The sequence below is a fragment of the Roseibium sp. genome (assembly GCF_051016195.1).
Lineage (GTDB): Bacteria > Pseudomonadota > Alphaproteobacteria > Rhizobiales > Stappiaceae > Roseibium.
On sequence record NZ_CP134616.1, the window covers coordinates 1749074 to 1773305 of the forward strand.

Genomic DNA, 24232 nt, shown 5'->3' on the forward strand with positions numbered 1-24232 from the left:
AGAACGTCCGGTTGGATCAATCGGGCGTTCTGATGGCTACGGGCGTGGCCGCGCGGGCGGTCCCGCCTGAAACCGCTGCCCAGGCCTTGAGGATCACGTCTGCGACCGGTTCGGCATCGGCGGGCTGTGTCGCGTCGCAGATCACCGAAATCCGCATCACCCAGTCGTCCCTCCACCGGGCTCCGCCAACGAAGATCGAACCGTCATCCCGAAGTCTTGCGATGACGGCTTCCGTCAGTGCCTTTCGTTGCGCAGCGCCTTGCTCCGGGTGCCCGAAGCTGATGATCACCTGATTGAGGACAACGTCGTTGACGATGCGAATGCCGTCTGTGCTGCCCAGGTGTTCGGCGATCTTGCGGGCAATGGCGCAATGCCGGCCGACAAGATCTTCAACGCCCTGTCTTCCGAGGGATTTCAACATTGCCCAGGTCGGCAGCCCGCGCGCGCGGCGGGACAGTTCGGGGACAAGAAAGGACGGGATCCGGTCGGCTTCGCCGACTGCCGGCAGGTAGCTGGCATCGATGCTCATTGCCCTTTGCAGGCTGTCGCGGTCGCGGACAATGGCATAACCGGAATCAAAGGGTGTCTGCAGCCATTTGTGGCCGTCAACCGCCCAGCTGTCGGCGTGCTCGACACCCTCAGTGAGGAAACGGTACTCGGGGTGGGCGCGCGCCCAAAGCCCGAAAGCCCCGTCCACGTGCACCCAGGCATTCGTCGACTTCGCGATCTCCAGGATGTCGGGAAAGGGATCGAATGCGCCCGTGTTGATCTGGCCGGCCTGCGCGATCACGATGGATGGGCCGTTCAGCTCAGCCATTTGCCTCGCCAGATCTGTTGCCATCATCCGGCCCTGATCATCGGACCGCACTCTCCTGACCCGGTTGCGGCCGAGGCCGAGATAGCCGAGAGCGGAAAATACGGACGTGTGTGCGTCGTCGCCGGCATAAACCGTGATCGGCGGCGCACCAAAAAGACCGTCATTGTCAGCATCCCAGCCGGCGCGGCGCAAGACGGCACCGCGCGCAGCTGCAAGCGCGGTGAAGTTGCCAACCGTTGCGCCGGTGACGAAACCGACCGCCGCTTGTTCCGGCAGGTGCAGAACATCGAGAAGCCAGCCGGCCGCAATTTTCTCAACCGCAGCCGCTGTCGGAGAGGACGTGTGAAAGGCTGCGTTCTGACCCCAGGCGCTGGCCAGCCAGTCGGCCGCGACACCGACCGGTGACGAACCGCCGAGAACCCAGCCGAAGAAACCGGGATGGGTCATCGGTGTCAGGCCCTGTTCGCCGCGCGCCACAAGCTCGTTCAAGACTTCAGACCCGTCGCTGCCGGTCTCCGGCAAGGGCTCGGAAAAAACCTGCAGCATCTCACGGTAGCTTTGCTTCGGCGTACAGGGTTTTTCCTCCAGACCGCGCCGGTAGGCGGACGCGTGCACCTGCGCGGCCTGCAGAACGTCGTATCGGTCCGGAGCGTCAGCCCAGGTGGTAGCCGGGTGTGGACCTGGAGATAGTGACTTCCTCATCGGTCATGTCCTCCGGAATATCCTCAAACAGCGGCGTGGAGAGATAGCGTTCCCCCGTGTCGGGAAGCATGCACAGGATTGTCGAGCCGGGGTCGGCTTTTTCCGCGATTTCCATCGCGATGGCAAAGGAGGCGCCGCCTGAAATCCCGGTCAGGATGCCTTCTTGGGATGCGAGTTTCTTGGCCCATTCGACACCGGCCATGCCGGCAACCGGGCGCAGGTCGTCGTAATAGTGATTGTCGACCGATTCCTGCAGAACGACAGGAATGAAATCGGGGGTCCAGCCCTGGATTGGATGCGGTTCAAAGGCCGGGTGGCTTGCGGCGGGCGAACCGTCATCCGTGCGTTCCTGAACGGTGCCGCTTCCGAGCAGTTGGGCGTTGACGGGTTCAGATAGAACGATCTTCGTGTCGGGTCGTTCAACCCTGAGAACGCGGCCGACGCCGGTCACCGTTCCGCCCGTCCCGTAACCGGTGACGAAATAGTCCAGCCGCTGGCCCTCGAAATCCGCCATGATTTCCCGTGCGGTCGTTGCTGCGTGGATTTCCGCATTCGCCTCGGTTTCAAACTGGCGTGCCAGGAGCCATCCGTGCGCTTCTGCCAGCTCAACCGCCTTGCGGTACATGCCGAAGCCCTTTTCCGCGCGCGGGGTCAGGACAACCTTGGCACCGAGCATGCGCATGAGGCGGCGGCGTTCGATGGAGAAACTGTCGGCCATCGTGACGACAAGCGGGTAACCCTTCTGGGCACACACCATGGCCAGTCCGATCCCGGTGTTGCCGCTGGTCGCTTCGACAACGGTCTGGCCCGGTTTCAGCTTGCCACTCCGTTCGGCGGCCTCGATGATGTTCACGGCCAGCCGGTCCTTGACGGAGCCGCCCGGGTTGGCCGCTTCAAACTTGACGAAGAGGTTTATACCTTCCGGCGCAAGATTGTTGATGCGAACGGATGGCGTGTTGCCGATCGTATCGAGAATGCTGTCATAGGTGTGGCCAACGCCTGATGTGGTTCTGAGTGTTCCGCCGGTCATACTCTTTCCTTGCAATAAAATGGGTTGCAACAACGCGCCTCCTGTCATCGAGACAGGTGGCAATGTGTTTACGCTGAGGAAAGTGACACGGCTTTTCAACCAAGTCTTGAGCGAAGTTTGAGGAAACCATGAGGAATTTTGAAAAAGCGTTCCAAAATCATGGAGATTTTTGGATGCCGGCCCGCGTTGTCTGCAGGTCCATCACCTAGTCACCTTAATCTGAAGTTCGACTCATTTTTCAGCAGGCTTCGAACGAACATCAGCTTCACCGCACTAGTCGATACCGCGCCGCGTCAATGCTTCGGAGATCCGTTTTCGGACAGCCTGGTCAGAAAACGGAAAGGAGCGGAAGAAGTGTTCCTGGGTGATCGGCTGCTGCTCGGCGTGAACCCTTGCAGCCCAATGCGCCGCTTCCTCTTCGTTGCCGGCAAGTTCGTTGGTGAACATGGCAATCACGCGAATAAGACTGTGCGCACCGGGCGCGCGCGCAGCGCGTTCCGCCCAGAGCGCGGCCTCCTTGTCATGGCCCTCGATCGAGAGGCTCAGCGACCGCGTTCCGAGCATGGCATAGAGCAACGGATCAAGCGGGCTCAGGCCGCGGGCTTCGTCCGCCAGGCGCATGCCGTCCGAGCTGGACCCCGTGAGGGTCTCCGTCCACGCCCGCGCGTAGAGACCTTGCGCAAAGTTCGGGCTGAGCGAGGTCGACCGGTTCAGCCAGGTTTTCGCCCCGTCCAAATCACCGGTTAGCCAGAGAGACCTGCCCATGTTGAAATTCGCGAACGGATCCATCGGGTCGATTTCGATGGCACGTTCCGCGGCTCTTCTGGCCGCATTCACGGCAAAGGACCGGTTGTCCGAATAGTTCATGAAGGCGGTCTTGAAATGCGCAAAGGAAAGCGCGGCGTGGGCGCGGGCGAACCCCGGCTCCATCGCAACCGCCTTTTTGAACATGGCCATGGCGACCTCGTTTTCGGCGGCGTCGAAGCGATAGAGCGATTGAAGCCCGAGATGGTATGTGGTCCAGACGTCTATATTGTCAGGCGATTGCAGCTGTGCCCTTGAGGCTTCGCTCAATGGAATCTGGACCTCGATCGCAAAGATGACCTCGGCGATGATGGTTTCGCGAACGTCGTGTACCTCTTCAATTGAGGTCTTGATGCGGTCCGCCCAGATTACCTGGCCGTCGAGCGTTTCCGTAAGCACGACATTGATGATGACCTGGTTGATGAATTTCTCGACGCTGCCCGACAAGACGTAACGGACGCCAAGCTGCGCCCGAATATCCTGCAGATCGCTGTCGCGGGAGCCGAAGCGGAAAGAGGAGCCGCGCGCGATGACCGAAATCCAGCGCAGCCGGGCAACTGCTGCGATGAGTTCGTGCGGGATTGCTTCTCCGAGTGTTCGGGCAACCGGGTCATCTCCGATTGCATCGAACTTCAAAACGGCGATGGACGGACGTTGCGAAGCATCCGCCAAGGGGCGGTCGCCGCTTCCCGGAGCAGGATCAGCCGGCGTTGCCGGTGCCGCCGGTTCGGACAGTCTTTCGAAGCCGGCAACCCAGCGCAGGCCGCGGCCGTGCACGGTTTTTATCTTCTCCTGCCTTGCGCCGGAATCTTCCACGGCGGACCGGGCCGATTTCACGCAGGTTGACAGCGCAGCGTCGGAAACGGCGCGGTCATTCCAAAGGACGGAATTAATCTCGTCCTTGGAGACCATGCGGTCGTGGTTTTCGATCAGCAGTTTCAGCAGATCGAGAGCCAATGGTTCGACATTGACCGGCTCACCCTTGCACCGGAGCTCCTGGCGCGTCGTGTCGAGCTCGAAATCCGCAAAGCAGTAAATCATGGCTCACCATAGCAAACTTCCGTAACGGGGAGAATTGCTTAGATGAGGCGTAGATAGGAGGCATCAAGCGACGGGATGTTGCCGTCACACCAATGAGTATCGCCGCTCCACGCCCGAAATTCGCACGGATCTCCGCCTCACGTCGCGGCTTTCGTTTCCTGAGGTGAAACAGCCCAGCCGGTGCTCAAATCCACATGGCGGATCGAATGCTCTTCAATAAGATCCTCGTATCCTTCGGGCAGAGAGGATTGCTGCCACGCATCTCCAAATTTCTGTATCACTGCATCAAGACTGTCCCAGAGCGAGGCAAACACGAGATAGCCTTCGTCGGAAGCGAGACCCTGGCCGAAGAAGTATCCGGTATTGCCGGGTTCGTGCCTGACCACGTCGACCGATGTGGTGGCGAATTTCTCCATAAGGGTCTCCGCGTGACCTTGCCTGATCCTGACCTGAAACAGCCGGAGGATCGGGCCTTTTCCATGTTTGCGTTCACTAATTCTGGTCTCCAAAACGCTGTCATTGGGGTTGAGAATTGCTGCGCCAGGACGTCTGGAAACGCCTGGAGACAGATGAACCGGATGACCGCCAGGTCCAGAAAAACCCTCTGGTGGGCGTCAGCGGACACGAACCATAAAAGGCAGAGCACTGCCAGGACAGTCACGCACACCACACTCCACAACGTCCGCGACCGGTCAGGCATTGCTCAATGCGTTCCCCAAGACGCGGTCTTTTCCCGCCAGAGGGCGCTCGTTGATCGGAAGATGCACAAGCGCCGCCAGGACACCGGATGCGACGACACTCCACCACATGATGTCGTAACTGCCGGTTTGCTCGAATACGAGCCCGCCGATCCAGGCGCCGAGAAAGCTGCCGGTCTGGTGCATCAGGAAAACGATCCCGACAAGGGTTGCCAGATACCGGCCGCCGAAGATCTGAGCGACGATGCCCGTCGTCAGGGGAACGGTTCCGAGCCAGGTGAAGCCCATCACCGCGGCAAAGACGAGAGTCGAAATATCCGACGGCGGGAACATGACGAACAGGGCGACGGCCGCCGCGCGCGCCAGGTAGAGAACAACCAGGATCTTCTTCTTGCTGAGGTGATCGCCGAGAAGGCCGCAGATGAACGTTCCGGCTATATTCGTGGCGCCGATGGTTGCGAGCGCGGCGCCTCCTACCCAAGCCGGGAGCTGCCGGTCCAGGAGATAGGCGGGCAGGTGCGTGCCGATGAAGGCGAGCTGGAACCCGCACACGAAAAAGCCGAGCACGAGCAATACGAACCCACGGTGCGTCAGGGCTTCGGAAAGCGCGGAGCGCAGAGACTGATCAGTACCGGGGTCGACCGATCGACCGCTCAGGACCGGTGCGAGAATGCAGATGATAGCTGCAACAAAAGCGAGACTGACGAGCGCCAGAGGCCAGGTGAATGCGTCGATCAGGCTCAAGGTGAGCGGAACGGAAAGGAAGATGCCCAAGGACCCGCCAAGCGAGGCAATGCCAAGGGCCGAGCTGCGGCGCTCGGGTGGAAACCGCCGTCCGACCGCTCCCAACACGACCGCATAGCTGGTGGCGCTCAAACCGATGCCGACCAGCACGCCAAATCCAAGCACAAGTCCAAGAGATGTCGACGCGGCTGACGCGCAGAGCAGCCCTCCGGCATAGAGCAGGCCGCCGGCAAAAATCACGCGTGCGCTGCCGAACCGGTCCGCGATCATGCCGGCGAACGGTTGCGCCAGTCCCCACATAAGGTTCTGCAAGGCGATGGCGAACCCGAAGGTTTCCCGGTCGACGGCGGGAAGACTGCCGGTCACCGGACCGAGAAACAGTCCAAAGGAGTGCCGCATCCCCAGGGCCACGAGTGCGATCAGCGCCCCGATGAAGAGGACGAAACGCGGATCGACGTGAAATCGGGCAGCCGGACGGGACAGTGCGGACATATCAATTCTCCGAGGTGTTGCTGAATGTCAACGGGCGTGGGGTCGATCGGTTGCTGGCGTGCTTCAGTCACCATGCCTGCGCCTGCGCTCGTTTCCCTTGGCATGAATGATGGACGGGATCTCGCTGCGATCGATCGCCAGATCCTTGAGCACCGCGTCCCCGAGTGAAGCCAGTTCCAGGCGGTCGCGCCGCATTTTCCGCCATACCAGGAAGTGTTCCAGCCAAGGCGACAACCGTGTTCTTTGCCCGGCTGCTTGCCACACCGGATGAATTTGCGACCCTTTCGTCATCTTTCTCCGCCACCAGAATTCGCGGGACAGAGTGATCATTGCCGTCTGCTTGTTATTGAGCAAAGTGTATTATTGAATAAGTGATATGCGAAACATCAATATCAGAAGTGTCGATCTCAATCTGCTTGTCGCATTTGATGCGCTTTACAAGGAGCGCAGCGTCACGCGGGCAGCATCCAGGATTGCCCTCACGCAACCGACCGTGTCCGGGATGCTCAAACGGCTGCGGGACACCTTTGATGACGACCTTTTCGTGCGGACGTCGCACGGTATTGTGCCGACGCCCAGGGCCGACGCCATTGCCCCACGGGTCGCGGATCTTCTGGATGACATAGGCCTGCTTCTTTCGCCGGACGACTTTGATCCTGCCAGTTCCGCGTTCACGGTCAGGGTCTGCGGCAGTGACTATCTGCTGCATACGATCCTGGACACTTTTGCCGAAAGCGTTCTGCAGACAGCGCCCAGGGCCCGGGTCTCGGTCCTTCCCCGACCTGCAGAAGGGATCGCGCGGCAGCTGGAAAGCGGAGAGATCGATCTGATCCTCAGTGACCGCGAGCTGACAGTGCCCGATCTGCCGGCGCGTTTCCTTTACAGGGACGACTTCGTCTGCCTTTCCAGCTACGCAGATATCGCGGACGGTGACGACATCTCCCTTGACCGTTTCTGTGAACGCGAACACGGTTTTGTCGATCCGACCGGGGGCAGTTTTCACGGGCCGATCGACGACGCTCTGGAAGCGGTGGGCCGGAAGAGGAACATGGTGCTTGCCGTGCCGGGGTTCGCGATGCTGCTGCAGCTCATGAAATCGCGGCCGATGCTTGCCTTTGTTCCGGTCCGGATCGCCGCGGCGTTCGACCACGGTTTTTCCCGCGTCAGGACACCCCTGGACCTGCCGCATCTCGAAATCGTCGCAAGCTGGCATCCCCGCATGACACGGGATCCGAAACACAAGTGGCTGCGCGAGACGCTCGTGTCGATCGCGAACGCCTGACCGTGCCGAAGATCACAAGTCCGGAACCAGGAACGTTCCACTGCCATTGGCTGGTGGCTAGTGCGGTGAATTTGAAGTTCGCATCATTGCTTCTGCAGACTCCGAAGCGAACTTCAAATTCGTAAACCGCACTAGAAACATAGACTTGCTAGTCACCTTCTTGAATCTGAAGTTCGTTCGAAGACCGCTACAAAATGAGTCGAACTTCAGATTCAGGTGACTAGAGCCAGAAACGCGGAGTTTCCCGGGTGGCCTCCCAATAGCCTTTCGCGTGCTGCCACATGGTCTGGCACTGGGATTCGTGCCAGCCGATCACGAAGCCGATGGCCTGGCCGACGGCGACCGCGTCCTTGCCGCCGGCGCTGACCTTATCCGGCAGGGTTTCGGCCATGGCCACGTCGTTGAGATAGCCAAAAATATCCTGAAGTTTCTTCATCCGCTTCAGGAAGGGCTTCACGGTGTCCGCCGGGTAGAGAGAATTGTAGAACTCAATGCCGTAGCGCATCTTCTTCATCGCCTTGCGCATCTCATGCCGCTCGGGAATCGTGAGTTCTTCCAGCCGCTTGCCGTAACGGAGCACCTTTTTCCATTGCCGGGCGAGCGCTTTTGACGAATAGGTCTCGATCGGCTGTGCCAGCAGCGTGGTCTGGTCGAAGTTTTCCGGATCGAGCCAGCCGCGGCCTTCCGTATAGGCCGCAAGGTCCAGAAGGAAGGCGTTCACTTCGGCAGACTTCAGATGCGTAACGACGGCGCCGCGCGTGTCTTCGCCGCGTGAGGCGCTCAGTTTTTCCAGGAGGACATCAAGGGAGAGGCTTTCGGGTGTCTTGTCCGCGAGCGGCGCCACGATTTCATCAATTAGCACGTCCAGATCGCGCATCGAGCCCGCTTCGCCCGCGATCGTTCTTGCCATCCGGTCAAGCGGTGCAACCGTCGCCTGGTTCAGGGCAGGCCGGAACAACCGGAACGCGCTCCGCAAGCGCCGCAATCCGACGCGCAGCTGATGCGGCCCTTCCGGGTCCCGGGACCCGATGACGACAACGCGGTTCTCCGAAATCTGCTTCAGGCAGGACCGGAGTACGTCCCGAAATGCCAATTCCACGCTGGTGCCTGGCGTGAAACTGATCTTTTCGGCAAAACAGGGCTCCGGTGTTTCCGGTTGCCGCCCTTCCGCAAACCGGTAGCCCCGCTCGGCCTTGCTGTAGGGAGAGAACCGGAACGGTGCGTCTTTGAGCAGTCCCCTGGCCGCGTCAAAAATCGCCTGGCCCGGACCTTCAAGCAGCTCCATCTCGAGTTCGGTCAGCGGCTGGCTGCCGTCACCTGCGAGGATGTTTCCCGTGTCGAATGCCAGCTCGATCCGGGCACCGTCCTGCTGGCGCGTCAGTTCACGCGTCGTACGCTTCATCACGGTCTCGAAGCATTCGCTCAAGGGCATAGTGCCGACAGCTTTCGACAGGACTTTCGCAACTTCCGGGTCTTCGATCACCGAAAAATCGAGCGCTCGGCCCTTGACCGGGTGTTCCGCTTCGACGGGAGAGGACAGTCCCGCAACGACACCGGTGCCGATCTTGACGGTCTGGACCCAGCTGCGTCCGGATTTCCTGACGCGAAGCGAAATCTTCGCCTTGCGCAGCACCTGGTCAGGGGTGTCGAAATAGATCGATTGCAAGGTCTTGGTGACCGCGCGGCCGGCTGTGAAACCGTCAATGGCGCCCATGCGCTTCAAAGTGTCCTGGGCGGATTGATCCAGTTCGAGCTTGAGCTCGATTTCACGTCCTGATTTGCTCATGCGACCGTTCTATCCAAGGCAAAAACACTTGTCCAGAAAAGCCGCACAATTTGCGCTTTTCTTAGCAGGCTAACGATATCGGAAACCGTATCGGCCATCCTGTTGCGCGATCGCGGAGATATCATTGCGGATTGCCGCATTCCCGTTTGACTGGCCGAGCAAGCGCTTGCATCGGCACTTGGCCCATGATAGGCACCCTCTCCGGTGTCAGTTGCCCCTCTGGCGGAACTGGTAGACGCGCGGGATTCAAAATCCCGTTCCTTAGGGAGTGCCGGTTCGATTCCGGCGGGGGGCACCATCATGCTGACTACGTTATTGTTTCACAATGAATTTCAGCTCTACGAACCATCTGGCTTGCAGCTTCCGCCCGCATCTTGCAGCGTTGAGGCGCTTTGCGTTCATTGAACGTGCATTTGGATTTTCGTCCTGATCCTTCGTTCAATCGCTCGTCTCACCTTGCGGTCCGTTTTTCAGGCCGTCGACATAGGTCCTGATCAACGTCCTGGCGAGCATCAACGATGTCTCGCCTTCCTGTAGCCGGCCTGAACCTTCCAGGACCGTCATGCCGAACAGGCTCATCCACAAAATGCGCGCATGTTGATGGATTTCGGCATCGCTGCGTCCCGTCAATATGGGCGCCAGCGCGCGCTCGATCATTTGAAGAAGGTTGGACACCTTCTGCGAAAACCACTCGGGTACCGGCCGGTCCTCAGGCAACTTGTGTTCAAAAACCGCGTTCCAGAGCTTTGCGTTTTCATGTGTGAAGGTCAGGTAGCATTGCACCAGCAGTTCCAGATCCCTGTTCGGGTCTTGCGTGAGTTCGACATTCGAGCATTCCTCCAAAAGCTGATCCAGGGTTTCCCCATTCATATGCATGATGAGGTCGTCGAGATCCTCGAACAAATTGTACAAGGTTCCGATCGTATACCCGATGTCGCGCGCAATCTGCCGGGCACGAAGGCCTCTAAGACCCTCTTTTTCAACAATCTTTTTTGACGCGTCGATGGCAAGCCGCCACAGTTCTTTCCGTGTGTGATCGGACCGGCGGGCCATGCATTTCTCCAAAAAAACAACAAAAATGAACAGAGTTCACATTTTAGCTTGAAATTGATCAGCGATCAATTTAATTAAATGAGCATTGATCAATAACAGCATCCTTACTTCAAATCCAAACGAATGGGAGCATTCATCATGGTTCGGATCTCAAGAGACTGGTGTGTTGCGACGTCACTTGCTGCGGGGCTCTGTTTGAGCGTCTCGGCTGTCGCACCGGCCAATGCTGTTGGCCTGCTCACGCCATCAGATCAATCGCAGTCGCTGGATCTTCTCGATCACAAGGTCAGCGTGGTCGTGGAAGACGGTTACGTCATGACCACGGTCAATCAAACCTTCAGCAATCCGCACGCGGGCGACATGGAAGCGACTTATTCGTTTCCAGTTCCGCACAAGGCCGCGGTTTCGGAGTTCACATACTGGATCGACGGCAAGCCGGTAACGGCCGAGGTCGTCGAGAAGGAAAAAGCGCGCCGGATCTATGAAAGCGAGAAACAGGCGGGCCGGAACACGGGACTGGCGGAGCAGGATGACTACAAGACCTTCGACATCAGTGTCTGGCCGGTCCGCGGCAACGACGATGTCGATATCCGGTTCACCTATATCCAGCCCGCAAAACTCGACACGGGCATTGGGAGATACCTCTATCCGCTCGAGGAAGGCGGTGTCGACGAAGAAAAGCTTGCTTTCTGGACCGCCAAGCAAACCGTGACGGGAACGTTCAGTTTTGACCTGCATCTGCGGACGGATTATCCGGTCGAGGCCGTTCGCCTGCCCAAGCACCCGGGCGCTCAAACTTCCCAGGAGCAGGATGGCAGCTGGCGCATCCACATGACCAACACCGACCTGGCGGACGGTCCGGGGAGGGAGGCCGATTTAAGTCTGCAGAACGCGCACACGGCCGATGGGAACGGCCTGAGCGAGGGCGAAGCAACGGCAATCCAAACCCCTGTAACTCTGGATCAGGACATCGTCGTCTACTGGCGGCAAGCGCAGGATCAGCCGGCGCGCGTCGACCTTGTGCCCTACAAGGCGGACCCGTCCGGACGCGGGACGTTCATGTTGACGCTAACGCCGGGCATGGATCTGCAGCCCATTACCGAAGGGCGCGACTGGGTTTTCGTCCTGGATCGGTCCGGGTCTATGGGAGGCAAGATCGCAACCTTGGGTGAAGGCGTGGCGAAGGCGCTCGGCAAACTCGGGCCAGAAGACCGCTTCCGCATCATCTTTTTCAATGACGGAGCAAGCGAGCTTACGAACGGCTTCATCCCGACATCGCCCGACATGGTCAAACAGGCGCTGAATGATCTTCGCAGCGTTCACGCGGAAGGCGGCACCAACCTTTATGCCGGACTGAAGCGCGGCCTTGACGTGCTCGACTCCGACCGCACAAGCGCCATCGTCCTCGTGACCGACGGTGTTGCGAATGTGGGCATTACGGAGACCAGGAAATTCCTGGAACTGACACAGCAAAAAGATGTCCGTCTGTTCACCGCGATCATGGGGAACAGCGCTAATACACCCCTTCTCCGGCCGATGACGGATGCTTCAGGCGGCTTCGCCGTCAGTGTGTCGAACTCCGATGACATTGTCGGCACGCTTCTGCAGGCAACGTCAAAGGTCACGCACGAAGCACTCCATGGTTTGACGCTGGACCTGACACAGAAGGACGGATCCCTGCGTGTCAACGATATCAGGCGGCGCAACAATCCATCGCTCTATCGCGGTGAGCAACTGGTCCTGTATGGTCATTACTGGGGAAATGGTGAGGCTTCACTCAAGCTTTCCGGTGAAATATCCGGCACGCCTGTCAGCTACGAAACCAGCTTCACCTTTCCCGAAACAGCTGAACGCAACCCTGAAATCGAACGCCTGTGGGGCTATGCGCAGATTGAACATGACCTGCAGACCATGGCGCTTCTTGGCCCGGATCCGGACCTCAAAACGTCCATTGTCGACACATCGAAGGAATACGGCATTCTGTCACCCTACACATCGATGCTGATCGTCCAGGAAGCGCGGTTTGAGGAACTTGCGATCGACCAGACCAACAAAAAGCGTCTTGCCACCGAACAGGCCGCCCAAAAGGACCGGAAGGCAAAGCCGGTGCGGTCGACCCGTGTTGATACGACGAAGCCGATGTTCAAGGGCAACCAGCCAAGCCACTCGGGTGGCGGTGGTGGCTCCGGATCACTGGGCATCCTGGGGCTGTTTCTGGCGCTCTCGGCATTGACCTTCGGCCTCAATATGCGTCGCCGGAACGCATGATGACCAGAGGCCTTTCCACTCTCTCCCATGGCGGTCCAAGGCTGCCATGGGTTTCCGTTGCCGTGGCCCTGGTGAGCCTGGGTTTGTTTGCCGTCTTCGGCGGAAAACCCGAAGCCTTCATCTATAATCGGGAGCTGATTGAAAGCGGAGAATTCTGGCGTCTGGCGACGGGCCATTTCGTACACCTGGACCAGAAGCATCTGCTCATGAATGTCGGAGCCCTGATCGCGCTCGGCATTCTCTACGAAACCTCCCCGCACGGTGGTGCATTGAGGCTCTTGTTGGGATGCTTCGTTGTTTCCGGCGGTCTGATATCGGCCGTCCTGTTTCTTGGTGATCCGATGACGCAGTACTATTGCGGCTTGTCGGCAATCCTGAACGCCTTGTACGTAGCCACAATGATTGCGATGTGGCGCGAGACCCGCAGCAGATTATGGCTTGCCGGTCTCGGTCTCCTCTTTGCAAAGACCGGGTATGAAGCCGTGTTCGGCCCGATCTTTTCAAGCAGCCTCGAATGGCCACCACATCTCGGTGCGCACCTCACCGGCATCGCCGCGGGCATGCTTCTTCTCGTATATGGACTGTTTGAAAAGATGCTTTCGAGACCGGGACCGGCGCGTCGGGACATACGCGGCAGCACACCGATCCCGTAAGGCCAAAGGATGCAACCCTGCGGCTGGACAATTCGCCGGCTTTCGCTTGCTGTCACGGACCGACCACGTAGACGATCATGACCTGAGGTCGGTGCGCGACGGATCGCAGCGTGAGCCGGCCGCCCGCATATCCGCTGAAATAGGTCGTGCCCCGGCCCACGGGCCACGGGTCCTGAACCTCGAAGGCGGTGCCTTCGTCGGTGCCGTCGGTCAGCAGTTTGGAAAACACCACAGCGTGTTTGGAGGCCTGGTTTTCCAGGCCGATCCAGACCGGGTTGCGCGCCATCGCATCGGCGATCATCGTCGCCGGAGGCACCGACTGGTTGTTGTGAATGCGCCAGCCGAGACTTCGTGCGAATGTGTCGACGTTGTTAAGGTCGGGGCTCAATCCGCCTCTTGTGCCGGTTGCTGCACCGCCCGCCCCGTGTGACATCTGGGCGCCGGAGACCATGCCGGCGGCGGCGGACCAGCACCCCATGGTTCCCGCCTGCGCGCGCAAAGTCGTATTGTGGCGGATTTCGCGTATCCTCGGGAACGTGCCCCACGTGAGCGGTCCGGCGACGCCATCGGTGCGCAAGGTGGGGTTGCTTGTCTGATAAGAGCGCAACGCGTTTTCGGTGTTTCTGCCGAATATCCCGTCTACAGTCAGCTGCGGCGTGGCGCGTGCCTTGTTCAAGAGCGCCTGCAGCAAGGCAACGTCTACACTGCGGGATCCATTTCGAACGGTCTGAAGCATAATGAAAATCCTCAAAATATGACTTGTGCCAGTTTTGGTTTTCTCCCGTGGCTGAACTCTATTCAGGATTGTATCTTTTGTGAGTGACCGTCATCACGAAATGGCCGATTGGGATGTTTTCAAGCGAGGACCGCCGATAAAGCGTATCCGGCGGGCCGCCCGTGCACGCGAAGCGGTCCTGATCCTCATCTTTGCAAGAAGTTGCGCATGTAGATGTGTTGCAGCTGCAAGTTGGCGTCGTGCATAACCCGATCAATTTATTGGAGCCGGGAGCCGCAATACGCTAACGATAGCAAGTGAGGAGGGTCTTTCCGGCAACGGTGCTTTTGCCATGAACGGGCGAGCAAGTGTGCGGAACAGATCAGGGGCAAAACGTCAGGGCGGAACGAAAACATGATCAGCAGACTACGGATCGCGAGCGGACTGGTTTTGTTCGTGTTCGTGACGGGTCATTTGCTTACGCTCGCATTCGGGCTTTACTCGATCGCGGCGATGGAAGCCGCCGGACGGATCCTGATGGGGCCTTTCGGAAATCCGGTCGGCGGTCCGATCCTGATCCTGAGTTTCTTCGTTCACGCCGGCCTTGGTCTCTGGACGGTCTTCTGGCGCAACAGTCTCTTTTCCAACTGGGCGGATGCAGGTCAGGCCGCCCTCGGACTCGCGATCGTTCCTCTGCTTCTGCCGCACATCATGGGCACGGTCGTCGGACCAGCAATGACCGGCGCCCATCCGGATTTCAAATGGGTTCTGGCCGTCTACTGGATGTTCGTTCCGCATCTGGGAATTCAGCAGGTCATCGCCCTGATCGTCATCTGGGTTCATGCCTGCTACGGCCTGTTTCTGTGGATGCAGGTCCAGAGATGGTGGGGCCGGTATGCCACCGTTTCCTATCCGTTTGCCGTCATCGTACCGGTCGTCGCACTGCTCGGATTTGTCGAATCCGGCAAGATCCTGATTGCCAACAGTGGCGACCCCGACTTCATGGCGCCGGTCCGGGAAGCCGCGGCCGCCTACGGCTCCGTCGGTGAAACGCTGAACCAGATTCAAAGCCACGTGCTGTGGTGGTACGCAGTTCTCGTCGCGGTCATCCTCGTGGCCCGCGCAATCCGACTGTGGGGCAAGCGGCCGAAGATCTCGGTCACCTACAGAGACGGCCCGACCATCGAACGCTCAGCCGGGGTGAGCCTGCTTGAAACCGCGCAATCGATGGATACCGCCCATGCTGCGCTTTGCGGAGCAAGAGGGCGCTGCGGTTCGTGTGCCGTCCATGTTCTGGAGGGGCATGAGAATCTCGCGCCTCCCGGCCGCACCGAAGCCGAGACGATCACACGCCGGTCGCTTCCTGATGGCGTCAGGCTGGCCTGCCAGGCCATGCCGACCGGTGGTCCCGTCACGGTTGAGCGCGTGTTTGATCCGACGATCTCCCCCGTCGAGTACCAGGACCTGCTGCGGACTGAAGATCATTCCAAGCGTGATCCAGCGCCGGTTTCGCAGAGCGAGGGTGCGGCATGATCAGGTTCCTCGCCACGCTGATTTTGCTGGGGTTCCTGAACGCGGCGACGCCTCTTTCCGCCCAGATGATGCTCCCGGGAGCGGGGTCTTCGGAGACGACGGAAACACCGGCGGAACCATCGCCGAACGATATCAAGGAACTGGCGAGGCTGCTGGCGGATCCTACGGTCGTCAACTGGCTGCAGCAACGTGCCGCCGGGCTTGGCGAGGACGGTGCCCCCGCCAACCTGACATTCCGGGAAAGTGTCGAACTGGGTCTGATCCAGATCCAGGCGCGGGTCCAGGAAGTCGGAACGGCTCTCGCTCTTTTCCCGAGTCTCCCATCCATTGTTTCCACGACCTGGCAGCAGGGACTGACACCCAGGGAACAGCTGAATTTCGTCGTTCTCCTCATCATCTTCGTGTTTGTCGGTGTCGGGCTTGAATGGCTCTACTGGCGCTATGCCGGATACTTTCGAAGGCGCGTCGAACTGACGCGTTCGAACCGGTATATCGACAAGGTCCGCTCGGCGCTGACGCGTCTGGCGCTCGTTGCCGGAGGGGCCGTCTTCTTTTCGCTCGGCACGATCGGCACTTTCGTCATTTTCGACTGGCCGCCCAATGCCGAGGAGTTTGTTCTGGAACTCCTGTTCGCGCTCGTGATGTTGCGGGTGGTGTCCGCGCTGGCGCTGTTCGCTCTGGCTCCGCGCATCGAGGCCCTGCGCCTGGTGCCGCTGTCGAGGCAGGACGCGAGGGGCCTTTATCTCGGCGTCATGCTGGCATCCGCAGTGATGCTGTTCGGGCACGGCCTGGCCGAAACAATCGTGGTTCTTGGAGCCGACGAGCCGGTCGGTCTCACGATCGATATCATTGCCGCGGCGATCACGATGATCCTGGCGATCCTGCTGCTTTGGCTGATGCACGCGCGCAGCGAGCCGAAACGCCAGTCGATCGTGATGCCTGTCATCGGCTCTCTGACGCTTTTCATGCTTTTCATTCTCTGGCTGATCGGGGCCTACAGTGCCGCCGGGACGCTGGCCGTGGTTGCGTTGCTGATTCCCACCGAACGCATGGTGCGCAAGACGATCGAACAGGCGTTCGACGAGAGCCGGGCCGAAGCCAGTCTGGACGAAGACGGCGCCGGCAGCGAATCCACGGAAACAGAAGCAGAAACCGGAACGGAAGTTGCTATTGAACCGGAAGCCGGTTCAGAGGCCGAAGCACCCGGGGACGAAGTGCAGGACGCGATCACCAATGCGGAGGCGATGCACGGCGTCTACCTGCCGGTGGCCGTGCGGCTGGGACGTTTTGTCGTCGTTGTGTCCGCAGTCGTCTGCATCGGCCTGTTCTGGGGCGTGCAGCCCTGGAACATGTCCGCGGCCAACTCGGCTCCGGCACAGATCGTACGGGTTCTCATCGATGTCATGGTCGCCTTCCTGATCGGTGATCTCATCTGGACGGCGACCAAGACCGCAATCGACCGGCGCATGGCGAGCATGCCCAAACTCGTGCCCGGCATGGCGCCCGGTCCGGAAGCGCGCATGGCGACCTTGTTGCCCCTGATCAAGAAGGTCGTCCTGGTGACCATCCTGGTGATGGTGGCGCTGATTGGTCTGTCGTCCATGGGCATCAACATCACTCCGCTGCTTGCGGGCGCCGGCGTCGTCGGCCTTGCCGTCGGCTTCGGGGCCCAGGCGCTGGTGCGGGACATCGTCTCCGGTGTCTTCTTCCTGATTGACGATGCCTTCCGGGTCGGTGAGTACATTGAAATGGGGGACATTCGCGGCACCGTGGAATCGATGTCGATCCGGTCCCTGCAACTGCGCCATCACCGGGGGGCGGTACACACGATTCCCTTCGGCGAACTGAAGTCGCTGACCAATTACAGCCGCGACTGGGTGATGATGAAGCTGGAGTTCCGGGTTCCCTTTGACACGGATCTAAAACTTGCCAAGAAAATCGTCAAGAACATCGATGCGGAACTGCAGGAAAACCCGGACTACGGCGGCAACTTCCTCCAGCCTCTGAAGTTTCAGGGTGTCCGGCGCATGGAGGAGTTCAACATGGTTGTCGGCGTCAAGTTCATGACAAAACCTGGCGGCCAGTGGACCATCCGGCGCGATGCCTACCAGCGCATCCGCGACGAGTTCGAAAAGGCAGGCATCAACTTCGCTCAGCGGAACGTCAAGGTCGAAGTCATCGGAGCGGACGAGCTTGACGAGGAAACCAAGGAAAAGGCCACCGCTGCAGCCATGGATGCGATCGAGCAGAACGTGGAGCCGGCGCCGGGCTGACCGTCTTGCGGCACTTGAGACCGCATTCGCTTGCAAACGGCAATGATTCCATCAATGTAGGATGCCGCTCGGGCAATCGTAACAACACGCACAACGGAGAGCCTCATGTCGGGACACGGTTATGAATCCGGCCGCCTGAACCTGCCTTTTGTCGGGATATCGACTTTCGGCAAGAAGGAATATGTCGCCGACTGGGATGCGATCGATGCCGATGTTGCCGTCCTAGGTGCTCCGTTCGATTTCGGCTGCCAGTTCCGGTCCGGTGCCCGGTTCGGGCCGCGGTCGGTGCGCGAGGCGTCGACGCTGTTCAGTTTCGGCCATGCGGGCGCCTACGATCACGAGGATGACGCGACCTATCTTGGCGCGGACGTGCGCATTGTCGATATCGGTGATGCCGACATCGTCCACACCAAGACCGAGGAAAGCCACGCCAATATCGAATTCGGTGTGAAGAAAATCCTGACGGCGGGTGCACTGCCTGTGGTGATCGGCGGCGACCATTCGGTGAACATTCCCTGCATCAGCGCCTTTGAGGAGGATTGTGCCGCGAACGGGCCGATCCACGTGGTTCAGATCGACGCGCATCTGGATTTTGTCGATGAGCGCCACGGGGTCACGGCAGGCCATGGCAATCCGATGCGCCGGGCGATTGAAAAGGACTACGTCTCCGGGATGACCCAGCTGGGTATTCGCAACGTGTCCTCTACCGCTAAGGAAGGTTACGAGGATGCGCGTGCGCGGGGCTCGGACATTCTGTCCGTCCGCCAGGTGCGCAGGCTTGGAACCGATGCCGTTCTGGAACGCATTCCCGCCGGCGTCCGCTATTACGTCACGATCGACATAGACGCGTTCTGTCCCTCGATCGCGCCCGGAACGGGAACGCCAAGCCATGGCGGTTTTCTCTATTACGATGTTCTGGAGATCCTTCAGGGACTGTCCAGGCGTGGACAGGTTGCCGGGATCGACCTTGTCGAAGTTGCGCCCGATTACGATCCGAGCCAGAGCACGCAGATCCTGGCCGCGCAGATCCTGCTCAACTTCATCGGCTTCATTTTCCACAACAAGAGCTGAGTTTCCGAAAGGAAACAGGGCAGATTCCGTCTATTCGAGACTGACCCAGAGCACCTTGGCGTCCTCCTCGCCGGTTGAAATGCAGCCGTGGCCCATGCCGCTGTCATAGTAGACGCTGTCGCCGGCCTTCATCGGCAGCGGCCTGTAGTGCTCGGTGAAGAAGGTCAGTTCGCCGCTGATGACATACATGAATTCCTCGCCCCGGTGGCGGATCCAGCTGTCGAATTCGGAGACGTCCCGCGCCTTGATCGTGCTGATATATGGAAACATGCGTTTGCTGGTCAGCTCGGTGCACAGGAGCTCGTGCGAATAGGTGGGGGTTTCCTGCAGTTCGCCGCTGCCCGCGAAAGTGACGTCGCGGCGGCCGGATATGTCGCTCGGGCCGGATTGCACGAAGAGTTGCGGCGTCTTGAGTTCAAGAGCCTTGGTCAGGCGCCGCACAATGTCGAAACTCGGCCGCGTCAGGCTGTTCTCGATCTTGGACAGGGTTGACCGGCCGATGCCGGCTGCCTTTCCGGCTTCCTCCAGCGTCCAGCCTTTCTTGAGCCTCGCCTCGCGGATCATCTTTCCCAGATGATCCGTGTCGCTTGCGTCCGGGATGTCTTCGTCGGATTGGGAAACCGGGTCCATGTCAGCTCTTTTCGATGTTTCCTTGAAACTCGCACAGTCTCAGAAAAGGGTCAATTTCTTCTCATTAAAACATACGTTGCCAATTATGGAAAAGTTTCTTATAAGAAACAAATGATGAAAAGGGGAGCGTTGTGGCGTTTCCGGTGATCCGCTAGGGTGATAGCCTTATCTGTCCCGATGCCACGACATCCTGTCCGATCCACAACCCGCTCTCGAAGAAAACCGGGCATCAGATCAGGGCCGGAGCTGCTCCGACTGGAACAGGAAAGGACCGGTACCATGGCTGATGCTCCCAAGCGCACGCCCCTTTATGACCTCCATGTGGAACTGGGCGGAAAGATGGTGGATTTCGCCGGCTGGGAAATGCCGGTCCAGTATCCGCTTGGCATCATGGGAGAGCACAAGCAGTGCCGTGAGAAGGCTGCGCTTTTCGATGTCAGTCACATGGGTCAGGTCATCCTCAAGGGCGAAAATGTCGGCGAGAAGCTGGAAGCGCTCTGCCCGCAGGCGTTTTCGACGCTCAAGGAAGGCAAGGCGCGTTACGGGTTTTTCACGAACGGGAACGGCGGCATCATGGACGACCTGATCGTCTCCAACGCGGGCGATCATTTCTTTGTCGTGGTCAACGCATCGATGCGGCACCAGGACATTCCGCACATGGCCGCTCATCTGGATGGTGTCGAGGTGACCGAGATCTTCGACCGTGCACTTGTCGCCGTGCAGGGCCCCAAAGCGGAAGATGTTGTCGGGGCTCTTTGCCCGGCAGCGCGCGATCTCAAGTTCATGGAAACGACGGTCGCCGACATCAACGGTGTTTCCTGCCGCGTCTCGCGTCTCGGCTATACCGGCGAGGATGGCTACGAGATATCCATTCCCGAAGACAAGGCTGAAGACGTGACACGTGCCTTCCTGGCGGACGAAAACTGTGAAGCTGCGGGCCTCGGCGCACGCGATTCTCTCCGGCTCGAAGCCGGGCTTTGTCTTTACGGGAGTGATATCGACACGGAGACCTCGCCGATCGAGGCGTCGCTGATCTGGGCGATCCAGAAACGCCGCCGTGAAGAGGGCGGTTTTCCGGGTGCGGAGCGTATCCAGCGCGAGATTGCCGACGGCCCGTCACGCAGGCTTGTCGGGATTCGCCCGGAAGGACGTGCACCGGCGCGTCACGGCGTCGAGGTTCACAGTCCGGACGGCGGCAAAATCGGTGAAATCACCTCCGGCGGTTTCGGCCCGACGGCTGGAGGCCCGGTCGCGATGGGCTATGTCGCTGCGACCCATGCTGAGCCCGGCACCAAGGTGAATTTGATGATCAGGGGCAAGGCGCAACCGGCCGAGGTTGTCGCACTGCCGTTCGTAAAACAGAATTACAAGCGTTAATCGTGGAGAGACCGACATGAGCACCTATTTTTCCGAGGACCACGAGTGGATCAAGGTCGAGAGCGATACCGCCACCCTTGGGATCACCGCGCATGCCGCCGAACAGCTTGGCGAAATCGTTTACGTGGAGCAGAAAGAGACCGGCGAGAGCTTTGAAAAATCGGACGAGATCGGTGTCGTGGAATCGGTCAAGGCCGCGTCGGAGATCTATGCGCCCGTCGACGGCGAGATCGTTGAGGTGAACGGCTCGCTGGCGGACAGCCCGGCAACACTGAGCGAGAGCCCGGAAGCGGATGGCTGGCTGTACAAGATCAAGCTGTCGAACACCGACCAGCTGAGCGAACTGATGGATCTCGACGCCTACAAGGCCTTCATCGCATAAAGGACTGCTTCATGGCTTTCGAACTTACGACCTATCAGGCCTATGATTTTGCCAACCGCAGACATATCGGACCGTCCCCGTCCGAAATGGCGGAAATGCTGAAACTGATCGGCTTTGCCAGTCTCGATGACCTGATCGATGCCACCGTGCCCCCGGCGATCCGCCAGCAGGACGCGCTCGACTGGGGCGGTCCCGGCCTGTCGGAACGTGATGCGCTCTTTCACATGAAGCAGGTGGCGTCGAAGAACAAGGTGCTGACGTCCCTGATCGGTCAGGGCTATTACGGGACCACAACCCCGGCACCGATCCTCAGGAACATCCTGGAGAACCCGGCCTGGTACACGGCCTATACGCCCTATCAGCCGGAAATCTCGCAGGGGCGTCTCGAAGCCTTGCTCAACTTCCAGACCATGGTGTCCGATCTCACCGGGCTCGACATCGCGAACGCGTCGCTCCTGGATGAGTCCACGGCGGCAGCCGAAGCCATGACCATGGCGAAGCGCTCGGCGAAGTCCAAGTCGAACACGTTCTTCGTCGACGAGAACTGCCACCAGCAGAATATCGCCGTCATTGAGACCCGCGCCGAACCGCTCGGCATTGAAGTCGTGGTCGGAAACCCGGACACGCTCGATCCGGAAGCCGTTTTCGGTGCGATCTTCCAGTATCCCGGCACCTATGGGCATGTGCGCGATTTCACCGACATCATCAGCAAGCTGCACGAAAACAGGGCGCTTGCCATCGTCGCGGCCGATCCGCTGGCTCTCGCGCTGCTGAAATCGCCGGGTGAAATGGGGGCTGATATCGCAGTCGGGTCCACGCAGCGCTTCGGTGTTCCGATGGGGTACGGCGGCCCGCATGCCGCCTACATGTCCTGCAAGGATGCGTTCAAGCGCAGCATGCCGGGTCGGATCATCGGGGTCTCGATCGATAGCCGCGGCAAGAAAGCCTACCGCCTGTCACTGCAAACCCGCGAACAGCACATTCGCCGCGAAAAGGCCAATTCCAACGTCTGTACCGCGCAGGCACTTTTGGCGGTGATTGCGTCCATGTACGCGGTCTATCACGGTCCGGACGGCATCAAGGCCATCGCGCAATCGGTTCACCGCAAGACATCGCGACTGGCAACGGGCCTTGAAAAGCTCGGCTTCAAGGTCGAGCCGGATGTCTTCTTTGATACGATCACCGTCGATGTCGGCGCCCTGCAGGGCGTTGTCATGAACGCGGCGGTGGCCAACGGCATCAACCTGCGCAAGGTCGGCGACACCCGCGTCGGGATTTCGCTTGATGAGCAGACCCGTCCGGAAACCATTGAAGCGGTCTGGCGGGCTTTCGGCGGCGACATGATCGATGACAGCGAACTGAGCCGGGATTACCGCCTGCCTCAGCATGCCTTGCGGGAAAGCGCTTACCTTACGCATCCGATCTTCCACATGAACCGTGCGGAAGCGGAGATGACGCGCTACATGCGCCGGCTCGCGGATCGTGACCTGGCGCTTGACCGGGCCATGATCCCGCTGGGGTCCTGCACGATGAAGCTGAATGCGACCATCGAGATGATCCCGGTGACGTGGCCGGAGTTTTCCAACCTGCATCCGTTCGTTCCGGAAGACCAGGCCGCAGGCTATCACGAGATGATCGCGGATCTGAACGACAAGCTGTGCCAGATCACGGGGTATGACGCGATCAGCCAGCAGCCGAACTCCGGTGCGCAGGGTGAATATGCGGGTCTCCTGACCATCCGGAACTACCACGTTGCGCGGGGCGAAGGTCATCGCAACATCTGCCTGATCCCGACGTCGGCGCACGGCACCAACCCGGCATCCGCGCAAATGGTCGGCTACAAGGTCGTGCCGGTAAAGTCCGACGAAAAAGGCGACATCGATCTGGATGACTTCCGTGAAAAGGCGGAGCAGCATTCGGAAAGCCTTGCGGCCTGCATGATCACCTATCCGTCGACGCATGGCGTCTTCGAGGAGACCGTCCAGGAGGTCTGTCAGATCACCCATGATCATGGCGGCCAGGTCTATATCGACGGCGCAAACATGAATGCGATGGTCGGCCTGTCGCAGCCGGGCGCCATCGGCGGCGATGTCAGTCACCTCAACCTGCACAAGACCTTCTGCATTCCGCATGGCGGCGGCGGTCCGGGCATGGGCCCGATCGGTGTCAAGGCACATCTGGAGCCATATCTGCCCGGGCATCCTGAGTACGGCACGGCCGTAGGGCCGGTTTCCGCCGCGCCGTTCGGGTCTCCCTCCATCCTTCCGGTGAGCTGGGCCTATGTGCTGCTCATGGGTGGACCGGGCCTGACGCAGGCAACCAAGGTCGCCATTTTGAACGCCAACTACATCGCGGCACGTCTCAAGGATGCCTACGAGATCCTCTATACCTCGCAGACCGGCCGGGTTGCTCACGAATGCATTCTTGACACCCGTCCCCTTGCCGACAGCGCCGGGGTGACTGTGGAAGACGTTGCAAAGCGCCTGATGGACAGCGGCTTTCATGCACCGACCATGTCCTGGCCGGTTGCCGGTACGCTCATGGTCGAACCGACGGAATCGGAGCCGAAGGCAGAGCTGGACCGGTTCTGCGACGCGATGCTCTCCATTCGCGCCGAAGCGCAGGACATCATCGACGGCAGGATCGATCCGGACAACAATCCGCTCAAGAATGCGCCACACACGGTTGCCGATCTCGTTGGTGAGTGGAACCGGCCCTATACGCGCGAGCAGGCGTGTTACCCGGCAGGGTCTCTCGATGTCGACAAGTACTGGGCACCGGTCAACCGGGTCGACAATGCCTATGGCGACCGGAACCTTGTCTGCACGTGTCCGCCAATGTCGGACTACGCGGAAGCGGCCGAGTAAACCAAAAGCGCGGC

19 protein-coding genes and 1 tRNA gene are annotated in these 24232 nt (G+C 59.7%); 10 read left to right on the plus strand and 10 right to left on the minus strand.

Annotation, left to right across the window (positions count from 1 at the left end):
• Window positions 1-16: 16 nt before the first annotated feature.
• The 6 genes from RDA78_RS08070 to RDA78_RS08095 all read right to left on the minus strand — a co-directional run bounded on the left by RDA78_RS08070 (window position 17) and on the right by RDA78_RS08095 (window position 6658).
• A complete protein-coding gene (locus tag RDA78_RS08070) occupies window positions 17-1519 on the minus strand; it encodes a pyridoxal phosphate-dependent decarboxylase family protein (RefSeq protein WP_434054811.1) in 1503 nt (500 codons plus the stop codon).
• Window positions 1470-2549: a PLP-dependent cysteine synthase family protein gene (locus RDA78_RS08075; protein WP_434054812.1), complete on the minus strand. Its 1080-nt coding sequence runs from the start codon at window positions 2547-2549 to the stop codon at window positions 1470-1472. The genes RDA78_RS08070 and RDA78_RS08075 overlap by 50 nt, the downstream gene beginning before the upstream one ends.
• A 273-nt stretch (window positions 2550-2822) precedes the next feature.
• Window positions 2823-4394: a winged helix-turn-helix domain-containing tetratricopeptide repeat protein gene (locus RDA78_RS08080; RefSeq protein ID WP_434054813.1), complete on the minus strand. Its 1572-nt coding sequence runs from the start codon at window positions 4392-4394 to the stop codon at window positions 2823-2825.
• A 137-nt stretch (window positions 4395-4531) separates the two neighbouring features.
• A complete protein-coding gene (locus tag RDA78_RS08085; RefSeq protein ID WP_434054814.1) occupies window positions 4532-4810 on the minus strand; it encodes a hypothetical protein in 279 nt (92 codons plus the stop codon).
• Window positions 4811-5086: 276 nt separating this feature from the next.
• On the minus strand, window positions 5087-6328 hold the full coding sequence (locus RDA78_RS08090) for an MFS transporter (RefSeq protein WP_434054815.1): 1242 nt from the start codon (window positions 6326-6328) through the stop codon (window positions 5087-5089).
• 63 nt (window positions 6329-6391) lie between these two features.
• A complete protein-coding gene (locus tag RDA78_RS08095; RefSeq protein WP_434054816.1) occupies window positions 6392-6658 on the minus strand; it encodes a DUF1127 domain-containing protein in 267 nt (88 codons plus the stop codon).
• Between the two features lie 46 nt (window positions 6659-6704).
• Between RDA78_RS08095 and RDA78_RS08100 the strand changes: the two genes are divergently transcribed.
• A complete protein-coding gene (locus RDA78_RS08100; protein WP_434054817.1) occupies window positions 6705-7610 on the plus strand; it encodes a LysR family transcriptional regulator in 906 nt (301 codons plus the stop codon).
• A gap of 220 nt (window positions 7611-7830) precedes the next feature.
• Here the strand turns inward: RDA78_RS08100 and RDA78_RS08105 are convergent, their stop codons facing one another.
• On the minus strand, window positions 7831-9396 hold the full coding sequence (locus RDA78_RS08105) for a CHAD domain-containing protein (protein ID WP_434054818.1): 1566 nt from the start codon (window positions 9394-9396) through the stop codon (window positions 7831-7833).
• Window positions 9397-9609: 213 nt separating this feature from the next.
• On the opposite strand from RDA78_RS08105, the gene RDA78_RS08110 reads away from it, so the two are divergent.
• Window positions 9610-9694 (plus strand) — tRNA-Leu (locus RDA78_RS08110).
• Window positions 9695-9834: 140 nt separating this feature from the next.
• Here RDA78_RS08110 and RDA78_RS08115 read toward each other — a convergent pair.
• On the minus strand, window positions 9835-10449 hold the full coding sequence (locus RDA78_RS08115; RefSeq protein WP_434054819.1) for a TetR/AcrR family transcriptional regulator: 615 nt from the start codon (window positions 10447-10449) through the stop codon (window positions 9835-9837).
• Between the two features lie 138 nt (window positions 10450-10587).
• On the opposite strand from RDA78_RS08115, the gene RDA78_RS08120 reads away from it, so the two are divergent.
• Window positions 10588-12717 (plus strand): VIT and vWA domain-containing protein, encoded by a 2130-nt coding sequence (locus RDA78_RS08120; protein ID WP_434054820.1) that lies wholly within the window; start codon window positions 10588-10590, stop codon window positions 12715-12717.
• Complete coding sequence (rrtA, locus tag RDA78_RS08125) at window positions 12717-13370, plus strand: rhombosortase (RefSeq protein WP_434054821.1); 654 nt, start codon at window positions 12717-12719, stop codon at window positions 13368-13370. Before RDA78_RS08120 ends, rrtA begins: the two co-directional genes overlap by 1 nt.
• A gap of 52 nt (window positions 13371-13422) precedes the next feature.
• Here the strand turns inward: rrtA and RDA78_RS08130 are convergent, their stop codons facing one another.
• Entirely contained in the window at window positions 13423-14106 is a 684-nt protein-coding gene (locus tag RDA78_RS08130; protein ID WP_434054822.1) for a peptidoglycan-binding domain-containing protein, read from the minus strand.
• 393 nt (window positions 14107-14499) lie between these two features.
• On the opposite strand from RDA78_RS08130, the gene RDA78_RS08135 reads away from it, so the two are divergent.
• The 3 genes from RDA78_RS08135 to speB all read left to right on the plus strand — a co-directional run bounded on the left by RDA78_RS08135 (window position 14500) and on the right by speB (window position 18962).
• Window positions 14500-15618: a 2Fe-2S iron-sulfur cluster-binding protein gene (locus tag RDA78_RS08135; protein WP_434054823.1), complete on the plus strand. Its 1119-nt coding sequence runs from the start codon at window positions 14500-14502 to the stop codon at window positions 15616-15618.
• The gene (locus RDA78_RS08140; protein WP_434054824.1) at window positions 15615-17891 is read left to right on the plus strand and encodes a mechanosensitive ion channel domain-containing protein; all 2277 of its coding nucleotides are present in this window, start codon (window positions 15615-15617) and stop codon (window positions 17889-17891) included. Before RDA78_RS08135 ends, RDA78_RS08140 begins: the two co-directional genes overlap by 4 nt.
• Window positions 17892-17996: 105 nt before the next feature.
• Window positions 17997-18962 (plus strand): agmatinase, encoded by a 966-nt coding sequence (gene speB, locus RDA78_RS08145; protein ID WP_434054825.1) that lies wholly within the window; start codon window positions 17997-17999, stop codon window positions 18960-18962.
• A gap of 30 nt (window positions 18963-18992) precedes the next feature.
• On the opposite strand, the gene RDA78_RS08150 is transcribed toward speB, so the two are convergent.
• Window positions 18993-19592 carry a helix-turn-helix domain-containing protein gene (locus RDA78_RS08150; protein WP_434054826.1) on the minus strand — a complete coding sequence of 200 codons (600 nt, stop codon included), beginning with the start codon at window positions 19590-19592 and terminating at the stop codon, window positions 18993-18995.
• A 279-nt stretch (window positions 19593-19871) separates the two neighbouring features.
• Between RDA78_RS08150 and gcvT the strand changes: the two genes are divergently transcribed.
• Genes gcvT through gcvP form a run of 3 tightly spaced genes read left to right on the plus strand, consistent with a single transcriptional unit; the run spans window position 19872 to window position 24218 of the window.
• Window positions 19872-20969: a glycine cleavage system aminomethyltransferase GcvT gene (gcvT, locus tag RDA78_RS08155; RefSeq protein ID WP_434054827.1), complete on the plus strand. Its 1098-nt coding sequence runs from the start codon at window positions 19872-19874 to the stop codon at window positions 20967-20969.
• 16 nt (window positions 20970-20985) lie between these two features.
• Entirely contained in the window at window positions 20986-21351 is a 366-nt protein-coding gene (gene gcvH / locus RDA78_RS08160; RefSeq protein ID WP_434054828.1) for a glycine cleavage system protein GcvH, read from the plus strand.
• Window positions 21352-21362: 11 nt separating this feature from the next.
• On the plus strand, window positions 21363-24218 hold the full coding sequence (gene gcvP, locus RDA78_RS08165; RefSeq protein ID WP_434054829.1) for an aminomethyl-transferring glycine dehydrogenase: 2856 nt from the start codon (window positions 21363-21365) through the stop codon (window positions 24216-24218).
• The last annotated feature ends 14 nt before the right edge of the window (window positions 24219-24232 follow it).